The sequence below is a fragment of the Pacificimonas pallii genome, from assembly GCF_019204005.1.
GTDB lineage: Bacteria > Pseudomonadota > Alphaproteobacteria > Sphingomonadales > Sphingomonadaceae > Pacificimonas > Pacificimonas pallii.
This window is the reverse complement of record NZ_JAGSPA010000005.1, coordinates 22500-35899: the sequence shown is the minus strand read 5'-3', so window position 1 is coordinate 35899 and position 13400 is coordinate 22500. Positions and strand designations below refer to the sequence as shown.

General features: G+C 61.2%; 11 protein-coding genes. 5 read left to right on the top strand and 6 right to left on the bottom strand.

What is annotated here, in order from left to right; genetic code table 11:
* Positions 1-8 precede the first annotated feature (8 nt).
* The gene (locus tag KCG44_RS13465; protein WP_218446638.1) at positions 9-440 is read right to left on the bottom strand and encodes a cytidine deaminase; all 432 of its coding nucleotides are present in this window, start codon (positions 438-440) and stop codon (positions 9-11) included.
* A gap of 227 nt (positions 441-667) precedes the next feature.
* Here KCG44_RS13465 and KCG44_RS13460 point away from each other — a divergent pair, with 227 nt between their 5' ends.
* Positions 668-4129, top strand: a complete 3462-nt coding sequence (locus tag KCG44_RS13460; protein ID WP_218446637.1) for a TonB-dependent receptor — start codon at positions 668-670, stop codon at positions 4127-4129.
* A 172-nt stretch (positions 4130-4301) separates the two neighbouring features.
* Here the strand turns inward: KCG44_RS13460 and KCG44_RS13455 are convergent, their stop codons facing one another.
* Positions 4302-4952: a queuosine precursor transporter gene (locus KCG44_RS13455; RefSeq protein WP_218446636.1), complete on the bottom strand. Its 651-nt coding sequence runs from the start codon at positions 4950-4952 to the stop codon at positions 4302-4304.
* 76 nt (positions 4953-5028) lie between these two features.
* Here KCG44_RS13455 and KCG44_RS13450 point away from each other — a divergent pair, with 76 nt between their 5' ends.
* Genes KCG44_RS13450 through KCG44_RS13435 form a run of 4 tightly spaced genes read left to right on the top strand, consistent with a single transcriptional unit; the run spans position 5029 to position 8819 of the window.
* Positions 5029-6066: an adenosine kinase gene (locus KCG44_RS13450; RefSeq protein ID WP_218446635.1), complete on the top strand. Its 1038-nt coding sequence runs from the start codon at positions 5029-5031 to the stop codon at positions 6064-6066.
* A gap of 20 nt (positions 6067-6086) precedes the next feature.
* Positions 6087-6653: an LOG family protein gene (locus tag KCG44_RS13445; RefSeq protein ID WP_218446634.1), complete on the top strand. Its 567-nt coding sequence runs from the start codon at positions 6087-6089 to the stop codon at positions 6651-6653.
* 14 nt (positions 6654-6667) lie between these two features.
* Entirely contained in the window at positions 6668-7873 is a 1206-nt protein-coding gene (locus tag KCG44_RS13440; RefSeq protein ID WP_218446731.1) for a NupC/NupG family nucleoside CNT transporter, read from the top strand.
* A gap of 10 nt (positions 7874-7883) precedes the next feature.
* A complete protein-coding gene (locus KCG44_RS13435) occupies positions 7884-8819 on the top strand; it encodes an isopenicillin N synthase family dioxygenase (RefSeq protein ID WP_218446633.1) in 936 nt (311 codons plus the stop codon).
* A gap of 11 nt (positions 8820-8830) precedes the next feature.
* Here KCG44_RS13435 and KCG44_RS13430 read toward each other — a convergent pair whose 3' ends face one another.
* From KCG44_RS13430 to KCG44_RS13415, 4 genes are read right to left on the bottom strand one after another with little or no spacing between them, the layout of a single operon-like run.
* Entirely contained in the window at positions 8831-9604 is a 774-nt protein-coding gene (locus KCG44_RS13430) for an ABC transporter ATP-binding protein (RefSeq protein WP_218446632.1), read from the bottom strand.
* A complete protein-coding gene (locus tag KCG44_RS13425) occupies positions 9601-10584 on the bottom strand; it encodes a FecCD family ABC transporter permease (protein ID WP_218446631.1) in 984 nt (327 codons plus the stop codon). The genes KCG44_RS13430 and KCG44_RS13425 overlap by 4 nt, the downstream gene beginning before the upstream one ends.
* Complete coding sequence (locus KCG44_RS13420) at positions 10581-11396, bottom strand: ABC transporter substrate-binding protein (protein WP_218446630.1); 816 nt, start codon at positions 11394-11396, stop codon at positions 10581-10583. Before KCG44_RS13420 ends, KCG44_RS13425 begins: the two co-directional genes overlap by 4 nt.
* 6 nt (positions 11397-11402) lie before the next feature.
* Positions 11403-13307 carry a TonB-dependent receptor plug domain-containing protein gene (locus KCG44_RS13415; protein WP_218446629.1) on the bottom strand — a complete coding sequence of 635 codons (1905 nt, stop codon included), beginning with the start codon at positions 13305-13307 and terminating at the stop codon, positions 11403-11405.
* Between the last annotated feature and the right edge of the window lie 93 nt (positions 13308-13400).

Sequence of the window (13400 nt, the reverse complement as noted above, 5' to 3'; positions counted from 1 at the left end):
CCTGCGTCTCACCTCTGCGTCAGCGTGAAAGCACCCGGCAAGAGTTCCGGCAGGGTGTGCCGCGAACATGCGCTGCCATCGGCATTGCCGCAGATGATCTCGATCGGCGCGCCGCACAAGGCCTGGGCCTCGGCGATGGCCTGGCGGCAACCGCCGCAGGGCGTGATAAGCGCGCCGCCACCTGCCGTCTCCACCGGCCCGCCGACGATTGCGATGCGCGCGATACTATCCATACCAAATGTCTGCTGCGCCGCGCCAAGCGCGACCTGTTCCGCGCACTGACCGAGCCGGTAACAGGCATTTTCGACATTGGCGCCAAGCACGATTCGGCCATCGGTCGCCTCGATGGCGCAGCCCACATGAAAGTTCGAATAGGGCGCATAAGCCTGCATTCTTGCGTCGCAAGCGCGTCGCAGCAAAAAAATTTCACGTTCTTTCATAATGCCTTGCCCTTGAATTGTCGCATCTCGAATTTCCGCTTGGCCCCACTCGTCGCATGTCACCCTTGTTGCCGATCGGCAACAGAAGTTACCAAAACAATCTTTGTAAAGAAGCTGTCACGTTCGGCCTCTACGCGGACGCTCAAGCCTACGCTGCACCGCAGCATAATTAGGCCAGCAACATTCTCCTCAAGTGCCACACTTTACCCAATGCAAGGACCCCCCTCATGCGTCACCTGAAATTACTGCTTGCCGCCACCGCGCTTGTCGCACCGGCCGCCATGATCGCCGCGCCAGTCCATGCGCAGCAAATTACGTCGTCCATCGAAGGTACTGTTACAGGCGAAGACGGCGCGGCCGTCGCCGGTGCCACCGTCACGGTTCGCGACGAGCGTACTGGCTCCATGCGCACGTTGACGACCGGCAGTCAGGGCCGCTTCAATGCAGGCAATCTGACAACCGGTGGTCCATATACGGTAACAGCGACAGCATCCGGCTTCCAAGGTCAGACGCTCGAAAACATCAACACAACACTCTCGGGTGCAACCGAACTTGCCTTCTCACTGGCGGCTACATCCTCCGAAGTCGCCGAAGACACCATTGTGGTAACCGGTACGCGTGCCCGGCAGACTCAGTTGGCCGTTGGCCCCGGCCAGTCCTTCGGCATAGAGACGCTTGAAGCACTGCCCAGTATCTCCCGAGACATTCGCGACCTTATTCGCATTGACCCGCGCGTAAGCCTAGACCGTGACAATGAAGTCGACCGCATTTCTTGCCTCGGCGGCAATGACCGCACGAACGCCTTTACCGTCGACGGCATTGCGCAGGCCGACGTATTTGGTTTGAATGGCACGCCATTTGCGGCTCGCAATGCACTGCCGATTCCGTTTGATGCCGTGCGCGAGACGACCGTTGAGTTCGCACCGTTCGACGTTGAATATGGCTCCTTCACAGGCTGTGCGATCAATGTCGTCACAAAGTCTGGCGAAAATGATTTCCACGGCTCAGCCTTCTTTACCTATCGCGACGGCGGTCTCCGCGGCGATACAGCAGGTGGTCAGGAATTCATTCCGGCGGACTTCCAAGAAAAGCGCTGGGGTGCCACGTTCTCCGGGCCGATCATCAAGGACCGCTTGTTCTTTTTCGGCGGCTATGAGGAGACGGACCTTGGTGATAGCCAAGACTTTGGCCCCGACGGTGGCGGCTTCCCAAATGATGCGGACTTTGTGACGCAGAATCAGTTTGATCGCTTCTCGAGCATCCTGTCCTCCTCCTATGGTCGCGACAGTGGCGGTGCCCCGCGCGCCCTGCCAGAATCGAGTGTTCGCTATTTCGGTCGCCTTGATGCGTATTTGACCGACGACCACCGCTTGGAATTGACCTATCAACGCCTCGAGGAAGAAAATGTCGAAACCGATTTCGACGACAATAATTACACCGGCCTGAACAGCTTCGAGGTCGAAGGGACCGTGTCGGACTATTACTCGGCGCGCCTGTTCTCGAACTGGACTGATAATTTCTCTACCGAAGTTCGCTTTTCACGCTCCGAGGTTGGTGATATTCAGGGGCCTGTAGGTGGCGGCGAAGCTCAATCCGCCGACCCGCGCGTCCGTCTGGCAGTCGGCGTTGTCGGCCCCGATGGCGAGGCAGGATTCTTATCCGATGGCCCAGGTATCTTCCGCTCCGCGAACCAGCTCGACACTACGGTTGACCAGTTCAAGGTCGCCGCGCGCTTGAACGCTGGCGATCACAATTTTACAGTCGGCGCCGAATATAATGGCCTCAAGGTCTTCAACCTGTTTGCGATCAATGCAACCGGCACGCTGTACTTCCGAAATCTCGACGATTTCGCAGCGGGCCGCGTCGCACCGGGCTTTTTCTCGTCCGTCTTCGGCGACGTTGGCGAAAATCTCGTTGGTGGCTTGATTGGTGGCGGCACCATCAACGCATCGCCCAGCGGCGACATCAATGACGCAGCCGCAACGTTCAAACGCCAGATCTACACTTTCTACGCGCAGGACGATTGGCAGGTCACCGACCAATTGAGTATCCTCGCCGGTGCCCGTGTTGATCTGTATGATGGAGACGCGCCGCGCCAGAATCCGCAGTTCCGCGAGCGCTATGGCATCTCGAATGCAACGCCTTTCTCGCGCATAGAGCCACTGTTCCTGCCACGTCTTGCAGCTACCTATGATTTCAACAATGATGGGTTTATGTACAACTCGCAGGTCAGCGGCGGTGTTGGCCTTTTCGCTGGCGGCGATCCAACGGTTTGGTTCTCCAATGCGTTTTCCAACAATGGCTTCTCAACGGCAAGCGGTAGCACGTTCAGTGGCAATTGCGCAGGCCTGCAGGATGACGATGGCAGCTTCAATGTATTGGCAGGAGGTCAGTTTACAGGCTTCCCGCAGTGTGCTGTCGAGAATGCATCCGAACGTGCAAGCGCCGGCTCCGCCGACACACAGTCGACCAATCAGAACATCAAAATTCCAACAGTGCTGCGTGCCAATATCGGCTTTTCGACCGACTTCGGTTCGGGAAATGGCGGGTTCTTTGACGACTGGACCGCGAAAATAGACTATATCTACAGCCGTTTCCGCGACCCGTATAACTTTGTCGATCTATCGCAGATTCCCGATCCTTCCCGTGGCATTGGCGGCTTTACCGTTGACGGTCGTCCGATCCTGCGCCCGATTGACCCGCTGAACGACGGCTGCAACGCCAACCTTGTCGGTGACGGTGGCACATCGCCGGTCTATAATAATGTCACGGCGGATTGCTTCGGCACACGCCGCGACGACGAAATTCAGCTGACCAATGCCGGTGGTTTCGACAGCCATGCGGTATCGTTCATCCTTCAAAAGAACTTTGACCGCGGTGTTTTCACAGAGGGCGGTAGCGTTACGATGAACTTTGGCTATGCCTTCACTGACGCCGAAGAGCGCCGCACGAACGACAACTCGACGGCAACTTCCGGCTTCGACCGAACAGCGGCTTTCGACCGTCAGAACCCAGCAACGCGCACCTCAACCTATGAAACGCGGCACAACATTACGTTCGCTGCCCGGTTTGAAGAGCAGTTCTTCGAAGACTATGCAACTGAGCTCGGCCTTTTCTTCCAAGCACGTTCGGGTCGTCCGTACAGCCTGACATTCGATGGTGGCGGCGTTTTTGCCGACGCATCTTCAGGTGAGGACAATGCGCTACTTTACATCCCGACAGGTCAGGGCGATACGAATGTCGTATATGTCGACACCATCCGTGAGATCGACGGTGTAGATACCGTTGTCCAAACGGCGGCCGAGACTGAAATGATGTTCAACAGCTATATCGACAAACTGAGCTGCGCCAAGGATGCTCGCGGAACGTCGATCCGCGCCAATAGCTGCCGGAACGACTGGTATTTCGACCTCGACCTGCGTCTGGCGCAGGAACTGCCCGGCCCTGGTACTCTCTTTGGCGGCAACGACCGCATCGAAGTGTTTGCCGATGTCGATAACTTTCTGAATCTCCTGAACGGTGAGTGGAACGAGCTGCGCTCACGTGAAGAGCTGGTCGACATTGTCGATGGCGGTGTTGACGACCAAGGCCGTTACATCATCTCCGATTTCAATCCGGATGACGACAATGACGTAACGGTCAGCTCTTCTACCTGGCGCATTGTTTTAGGTGTTCGTTACGAGTTCTAGTAGCGGTGCCAATAGCAGGCAATTAAGGCCGCCTTCCTACCGGAAGGCGGCTTTTTTTTCGGTCGCCGATATTGAGACATCGACTCGTCTCCGTGCGAATGTCCGCGCTTGACAGGCGCGAAGCAGATAGCGATGCGCCCGCCTCGAATATCGCTGCCTTCTTGTTTGAGGCCTAAGCGGGCTGCTTCCCTATCGCAGGACCATCGACACGCCGCGACAGCGCGATGCCGAGCTGGATCAGCGGCGGTACCAGAAGCGCGGTCAGCACGATTTTCGCAATCAGCTGTCCGGGCAGGATCAGCTCGATAGGCTCGACGCCGTAAAACGCGATGGTAATGAACAGAACCGTATCGACGGTCTGGCTGAGCACGCCCGCAATCAGGCCGCGTGCCCAGGCGAAGCGGCTGCCCGCCCCTGCCTTGCCCTTCAGCCACGCGAAAATCGACACGTTGAGCAATTGCGATACGCCATAGGCGATCATTCCCGCCAGCATCAGGCGCGATGACTGGTTCAGAATGATATCGAAAGCGGCGCGCCGTTCTTCTTCCCAGAACTCCGCAGGCGGCAAGGCAAGCACCAGGCGGATCAGTAACATGGAAATAATCAGCGGAATGAAACCGAATATGACAAGCCGGTTTGCCGTCGCGCGCCCTGCGGTTTCCGCAACGACGCTCGACATCACAACGAGCAGCAGAAAGGCGAAAATGCCCGCCTCCACCGCCAGCGGGCCGAGCGCGACCAGCTTATTGCCAAGCACGCCCGCAATGCAGGTCATGCCGCCATAAAAAACCGAAATTGCGAAGAGCGAACGTGAAGGCACCATCACAAGTTCGTAACGCGGCTGGACGGTGGAGGAAAGCGCGCTTTCAACGCGGCACCGGGCCGCCTAAGCGGATGGCATGACGGACATTCGCTACGACGCGCTCGCCCTTGGCGATGCCATGGTCGATATTCTCAGCCCGGCGACCACTGACCTGCTTGCCGATGAAGGCATGGTCCATGGTCAGATGCGCGTGATGACGAGCGAAGCGGAGGCCGCACGCCTCGAAGCATTGATGTCGCACCGGAACGCCGTGGCAGGTGGTTCGGCTGCGAACACAATGGCGGGCCTTGCCATGCTGGGCGGGCGCGCCGCCTTTATCGGACAGGTCGCCGATGACGAGATGGGGGACCTGTTTACCCGCGACCTTGTCGCCGTCGGCGCGGCAATGCCAAAGCCGCCGCAGCCCGGACCGCCCATGACGGGCCGCTGCCTCATCTTCGTCACGCCGGACGGCGAGCGTACGATGAACACATGGCGCGGTGCGTCCGAAACCCTGGCGCTCACCAAAACGGACGAAACCGAAATCGCAGCGGCGAAAACGATCCTGCTGGAGGCGTATCTTTGGGATCAGCCGGTGCCGCGCATTGCCATGCGCCGCGCGATTGAGATCGCGAGGGCCGCCGGCCGCCGTATCGCCTTCACGCTCGCCGCAATCCGCATGGTCGAAAATAACCGCCATGACCTGCTCGCCCTGATGGCGGACGGCGCAATCGATCAATTATTCGCCAATGAGGAAGAAGTGCTGGCGCTCACAAGGGAGACGACGCTGAATGACGCCGTGGCCGCGCTGCGCGCGCTGGTTCCCCTGTCGGTGGTCACCCGTGGGCGGGGCGGCGCGCTGTCGGTAACGGCGGACGGCGTGACAGAGGCCGCTTCGGTCGACTGCTTGCAGCTGCGCGACACGACGGGCGCTGGCGATATCTTCGCGGCAGGCTATCTCGCCGCCGAAGCCAATGGGCAGGACGAGCGCAGCTGCCTGCGGCTGGGCGCGGCAGCGGCGGCGGACGTGATCTGCGCCATCGGAGCGCGGCCTGCGCCGGGACTTGCGGCTCGCCTGACCGCGGGCGGCTTTACGGGCGCAGACCGACACGGCATGACAATGCCTCAAAAATGAGGGCGGGGGTTTTTGCGCATATGAAACGGGTCGCGGTCTATTGCGGATCGAGCGAAGGTGCGCGTCCGGCTTATGCGGAGGCCGCAAGGGCTGTCGGCACCGCGCTCGCCATGCGCGGTATCGGGACGGTTTATGGCGGCGGACGGCTTGGCCTGATGGGCATGGTCGCCGACAGCGCCCTCGTCGCGGGCGGCGAGGTGGACGGCGTCATTCCGAGCGCCCTTGTCGAACTGGAGGTCGCGCACACCGGCCTCACCCGGCTTCACAAGGTCGAGACCATGCACGAGCGCAAGGCGCTGATGACCGAATTGTCCGATGGGTTCATCGTCATGCCGGGCGGGATCGGTACATTGGACGAACTGTTCGAGGCGTGGAGCTGGAATGCGCTCGGCTATCACTCGAAACCGTTCGGCCTGCTTAACATCAACGGCTATTGGAACGAACTGGCGAGCTTTCTGGACAGAGTCACGACAGAAGGTTTCATGTCGGCGAAGCGGCGTGAAAAGCTGATCGTGTCGGACAATATCAACGAACTGATCGACGCCCTTGGCGAAGGAGCGGGCACTGAAGCGGGGATGATCTGGTGATCGCACTTCTGGGAATGCTGGCCATCATCGCGGTGGCGATCCTGTTTTCCACCAACCGCCGCGCCATCCGCATCAGGACAGTCGGTCCCGCATTCCTGTTACAGGCGGGCATGGCAATTCTGGTGCTTTACACGCCCTGGGGCCGCGCCGCGATCGGCGGCCTTTCGCGCGGCGTCTCGAGCCTGCTTGGCTACGCGCAGGCTGGGACGAATTTCGTGTTCGGACCGCTGGCGTCGCCGGAAATCGGCGGCAGCAGCTTTCTGATCGCGGCCCTGCCCGTCATCATCTTCTTCGCGGCGCTGGTTTCGGTTCTGTACCATATTGGTATCATGCAGATTGTCATCCGCTGGGTCGGCGGCGGCCTGAAATTCATCACCGGCATTTCCCGTGTCGAGGCATTATGTTCGGCGGCGAATATCTTTGTCGGCCAGTCGGAATCGCCGCTGACAGTGAAGCCGTTCCTGCGCTCATTGGCGCCCGAACAGCTGTTCGTGATCATGACCGTCGGCATGGCCGGTGTCGCAGGTACGATCCTGGCCGCTTATGCCGCGCTGCTTGGCGACCGGGCACTGCCTTATCTACTCGCGGCCAGCTTCATGTCCGCACCGGGCGGAATCCTGATGGCGAAGCTCATCATGCCGGATCCGCCAGGCCCGATTGTCGAACCCGAGGCCGATTTGGAACTTGAGAAGGACGAAAAGCCCGCCAACATCATCATGGCCGCCGCCGAAGGCGCGCAGATCGGCCTCAAGATCGCTGTTGCTGTCGGTGCCATGGTGCTTGCATTTGTGGGCCTGATCGCGCTGGCCAATGGCATTTGCGGCTGGATCGGCGACCTGATCGGCGCCGAGGGCCTGAGCTTTCAGCAGATCCTGGGCTATATTTTCGCGCCGATCATGTATCTGCTTGGCATTCCGTGGGCGGAAGCAGGCACGGCTGGCAGCCTCTTTGGCGAAAAGATCGTGCTGAACGAATTCGTCGCGTTCATCTCGCTAAGCGCCGTCGAGGACACGCTGAGCGAGCGTACCGTCGCTGTCGTGACGTTCGCGCTTTGCGGCTTCGCCAATCTCAGCTCCATTGCCATCCAGATGGCGGTCACCGGCAGTCTGGCTCCGAATCAAAGGCCAGTCATTGCCAGACTTGGCTTGCGCGCATTGCTGGCCGGATCGCTCGCAAACCTGATGAGTGCAGCGCTGGCAGGGATGATACTTTCCCTATAATGATGCCGGCATGACCGAAACCGTGCTGCCCGCCCTTTCGCTTGACCTGCAAAACAAAGACGCCGCCGGCTTTGCCGAGCGCCTTGGCGCCTCGTTTCGCGAATATGGCTTTGCGGTCATCGCAGACCATGGCGTGCCTGCCGATCTGATCGCACAGGCAGAAGAGGACATGCGCGTCTTCTTCGCCCTGCCGGAGGATGTGAAGCGCGCCTACCACGTGCCGGGTGCCGCCGGAGCGCGCGGATTCACGCCCTTTGGCACCGAAATCGCCAAGGACGCGAAGGCACATGATCTGAAGGAATTCTGGCATATCGGCCGCGCGCTTCCCGCGGATCACCAACATGCGGAGATAATGCCGCCGAACATCTGGCCAAAGGAGGTCGCGCGATTCGAGCAGACGTTCGCCGCCCTGTTCGATGCCCTCGACAAGGCGGGTATCCGCATTCTCGACGGCATATCCGACTATCTTGATATTGGCCGTGACCTGCTGCGGGACGGCGTGACGGACGGGAATTCAGTGCTTCGTCTACTGCACTACCCGCCCATATCCGTCGACGCACCTGGCGTCCGGGCCGGCGCGCATGAGGATATCAATACCATAACGCTATTGCTGGGCGCGGAAGAGGCCGGTCTGGAACTGAAGGACAGGAGCGGCAGGTGGTTGCCGGTCGCGCCGCCGCCCGGCGCGCTGGTTGTCAACATTGGCGACATGCTGTCGCGCCTGACCAATGATGTACTGCCATCAACCAGTCACCGGGTCGTCAATCCCCCACCGGAGCGGCGAGGCAATGCCCGCTATTCCATGCCGTTCTTCCTGCACTTCCGCCCTGATTTCCTGATTGAGACGCTGCCTTCATGTCTGGACGGACGGGAAAATCGTTATCCTGAGCCGATTACGGCGCAGAATTTTCTGGAACAGCGTCTGCGCGAGATCGGTCTGGCCTGACGCCCCCGGGATCACGCGGCACCATGGATATCCACCTGAAGGCCATGTGCCGTCTGCCGAACCTCGGCTGACACCCCGAACACGTCGCGCAGCCGCGCCGCTGTCATCGTGTCCGCCGGGGAACCGTCAGCCACGATCCGCCCGCCCTGCATCCAGATCAGCCGGTCGGCGTAAAGCGCGGCAAGGCCAAGATCGTGCACGACGCTGAGCACCGTCCGCCCGCTGCGCGACAGCGTGCGGAATAGCTGCATCACGTCATGCTGATAATGCGGGTCGAGCGCGGCGATCGGCTCATCAGCCATGAGCAACGGCGCCTGGCCTGCAAGCGCGCGCGCAATATGTACACGCGCCAGTTCGCCGCCCGATAGCGTATCGACCGCGCGGTTCTCGAACCCGGTCAGCCCGCAATCCTGCATGGCCATCTCGATCGCCTGCCTGTCAGCCGCTGCCAGCTGGCCCACGGCACCGCCATGGGCAAAACGGCCCAGCGCCACGACGTCACGAACGGGCTGGGGCCATGCCAGGCTGCGCCCTTGCGGAAGATACGCAACGCTGCGGGCACGCGCAGCGGCGGGCAGCGCCGACATATCCTTCCCGCAAAGCAGAGCACGGCCGGCGGCCGGCCGCAGCAGGCCGAGCGCCAGACGAAGCAAGGTCGTCTTGCCCGACCCGTTTGGCCCGATCAGCATGGTAAAACCGCCTTCGCCAAGCTGGAAAGATGCATTGTCGACCAGCGCGCGTTCGTCTGCACGATAGCTCAGGCCCATGGCGGACAGGATCGTCATGCGCCCACGCTCCTGCGGCGCGCAGCGATCCAGATGAAGACCGGCGCACCGACAAGCGCGGCGACCACGCCCAGCTTCAGTTCCGCATCCGTCGGCAGAAGGCGCACGCCAATGTCGGCGACAACGAGCATCACCGCCCCCAGCATCGCAGACGGCAGCAATAGCCGTGCCGGATCATATCTGACAAAGGGCCGAACAAGGTGCGGAGCGACAATGCCGACAAAGCCAATGGCGCCTGCTAGTGCGACAGCGCCGCCCGTCGCAAGACCGGCCCCGAGGATCACCATCAGCCGCTGGCGGCGAAGGTCAAGGCCGATCCCTTCGGCGGCTTCTTCACCCAGGCTGAGCGCCGCAAGGCCGCGGCGGCGGCTCATCAGCATGGCCATGCCCGCGATCAGGAACGGCGCCGACATCATCAGGTCATCAAGACTGCGATTTGCCACCGTGCCCAACATCCAGTTCACCATATCCGCGAGCGAAAACGGATTGGGTGCGAGATTCATCAAAAGCGCCATCAGCGCCCCGGCGAAACTCGACAGACCGACACCGATCAGGATCAGCGTGACGACGGAGCGCGTCCTGATCGCCGCCGCGGCGACGATGAAGGTGGCGGCGAGCGCGCCGGTGATCGCGGCCAGCGGCAATACGAGCGGTCCTGCGCTGACCAGTCCGAAATAGAGCGCCGTCGTCGCTGCGAGCGCGGCGCTGGCGGAAACGCCAAGCACCCCCGGCTCGGCAAGCGGATTGCGAAGGAGCCCTTGCAGTGCCGCACCGCTCATACCAAGCGCGGCGCCCACCAGAGTTGCCGCCAGCGCGCGCGGCAGGCGTATCTGCCATATGACGATCTGGTCGCCTGCGCTGCCCATACCGGATACCGCGGCCAAAACACGTTCGGGGCCGAGCGGCACCGATCCGAACATGATCGCGGTCGCCATCGCGGCAAGCCACGCTGCGCACAGAATAAGGGCGGACCGTGTCATTCTTCGGCTGCCTCGGCAAGACGCTCGACAGCGTCCATCAGGAACCAACCGCCGCATGACGTCCACGCGCCCGAGATCGGCACGGCCGCGCGGCGCTCCAATTGCCGCTTCGCGACCGGATGCCGGGCCGCACTCCAGCTGTCGACATCGTCTCCATCTTCATCGAAAAATGCCGCCGCGACGATGTCGGGGCTTTCATAGGCAAGCCGTTCCAGCGGGATCGGATGCCAGCCGCAGCGGGCCTCGAAATTGCGGAGGCCCGCCGCTTCGATGATATCATTGACCAGCGTGCCCGTACCGCTCGTCGCGCCCAGCTGTGTCATGTAAAGCGCGCTGCGCCCTTTCCGGCTCGCGATTTCCGTAAGACGCGCATCCATATCCGCAATTACCGTTCGCCCTTTTTCCGGATTGCCGAGCGCCGCCGACATGCGTGCGATTTCGCTGCGGACATCGGCGATGGTGCCCGGATAGCCGACTTGCACGACGGGCACACCTGCCCGTTTCAGAAAGCCCGCCATCTGCGCGCCGCCGCCATAGGAACGGACGACCAGATCGGGTTGCAGTGCCAATATGTCTGCCGCGCGCGGGCGCACGGTCGGCAGACCCGCCGCGGCTTCACGCATATAGGAAAAGTCTGCCTCGGCAAAAGGCGACAAAGCGAGGACGTCCCGGCGCGCGGCGAATTTGAGGACATACTGGTCAGCACAATAATCCAGACTGACAATCCGGCGCGGCCCATCGGCTGCGGGCACAGCCTCCCCTGCACATCCCGCCAGCGCGAGGATCATGAGGAGAGGCAGCCGAACCGTCATCGCCCGCTACAGGGCCATCCTTATGCCGCCAAGGACCGTGCGGCCGGGTGAGCCATATTGAAAGACGGTCTCATACTCCTCGTCAAACACATTCTCCACGCGGCCGAACAGTTCAAGGCCGTCTTTCAGCTGAAAGGCCATGCGCACATCCGTGACAACATAACCGTCCAGGCGCTGATTGAAGAAACCGCCATTGAAACTCTCGCCGACATGCAGCACGGTCGCACCCATCTTGAGGCCGAAGTCGAATGCGTAGTCCGCAACCATATTGAGCTGATGCTTTGGCCGCCGTGCCAGCGGCTCGCCGGTTTCGTCATCCTGCGTATCGATGAGCGAATAGCTCGCGCTGAGGTCGAAGCCGTCCACCGGACGCAGGGCCAGACCGATCTCGACGCCTTCCGCGCTCGCGCTGTCCACATTGTCATAGGTACCGAAGGGGCGATTGTCGCAGATCGCATCGGTCACGCCAAAGCAGCTGGCAAAGACGATCTGGTTCCGGGCTTGCCGACTGAAATAGGTAATGCCGATTTCGGCGCGGCCGTCCAAAAGGTTCTGACGGACACCAATGTCCCACGTCGATGCGGTTTCGGGTGTCAGCGTGCGGTTGCCGAAATCGCTGAACAACTGGAACAGCGACGGTGCCTTGAAGCCCTCGCCATAACTCGCCCGAAGAACCGTCGCGCCATCATTCGGTGTATAGGCACCGCTCGCGGCAAACGTCGTCTCCCCGCCAAATGTCTCATGATCGTCATGCCGTACGCCGCCGGTTAGCGACAGGCCGGTCACAGGCGTCAGGTTCAGCTGCGCATAGGCGCTGTCGATGGATGTGTTCGCGCGTGACGCCGGTCCACCGAAACTGACCGTGCGAAATTCCGACGTCTCGCGCTCCGCGCCAAAGATCAGCTGCGCGAACGAAGTCGCGTCAAAGACGCCCTGATATTCGAAGCGGCGGTTCTCGCCCTCCGCTTCGAACGTGTCCGCGCCGCTGCCATCGACATTCAGCCGGTCGATGTTCGTATAGGCAAAGGCGATGCGATTGCGGAACCGCCCGTCCAGGAACGCCGCGTTCAGACCGGCATAGCCAACCAGGTCCCGGCGATGACTTTCATCGAGCGTGTCCTGAAAACCGCCAAGGCCGAAGCCATCAATCTCGGTCGTGCTGTCGGCGTAGAAACCGCGAAGATCGACGGAAAGCGCCTCTGTCAGCTCAACACCGACTTTCGCATTCGCGCCGTAGCTTTCGAAGCCGTCGGCCTCCTGCCCACCGCCCGCTGCGTTAAAGGCAGAAATGCCGTCCGTCCTTGCATAGCCGCCGCCAACACTGATGGCGGCGGGACCGGCACGGCCTGACACATTGCCGATCAGCTGCGCGCTGTTCCGTTCGCCATATTCGGCACGGCCCGTAACGGCCAGGTCGTCTGTCGGCACGCGCGTGATCATGTTAATCACGCCGCCAATGGCCTGGCTGCCGTACAGCACCGACTGCGAACCGCGCACGACCTCGATGCGCGCAATATTTCCGGTCAATAGCGGGCCGAAATCGAAACCGCCGCCGGGCGATGCGGGATCGTTCAGCTTCACACCATCGATCAGCACAACGGTCTGATCAGTATTGGCGCCGCGAATGCTGACAAAGGCGCTGCCGCCAATACCGCCGTTTCGATTGAACGTCAGGCCCGGCACGGTGCGCAGAATATCGAGCGTCTCGGTAGACTGGCGGCGCGTAATTTCCTCCTCGCCGATGATCGCGACAGACTCGCCGACCTGTGACAGCGCACGCGCCGTCCGGTTCGCGGTGACGACAATGGTCTGGTCGGTGGCGGCATCGATGTCGGCGACCTGAGCGCTGACAGGGGCCGTGCTCGCCAGAACGCACCCGGCAAACCATGGGCTGATGAATAGACTTCTCATAATTTCAGTAATCCAGAACGGTCCCGACGCGCGGGCCGGGGCCGAGCGCGGGTTCATGACAATCCGGCCCGTGACCCGGCATTCCGTCTGCGC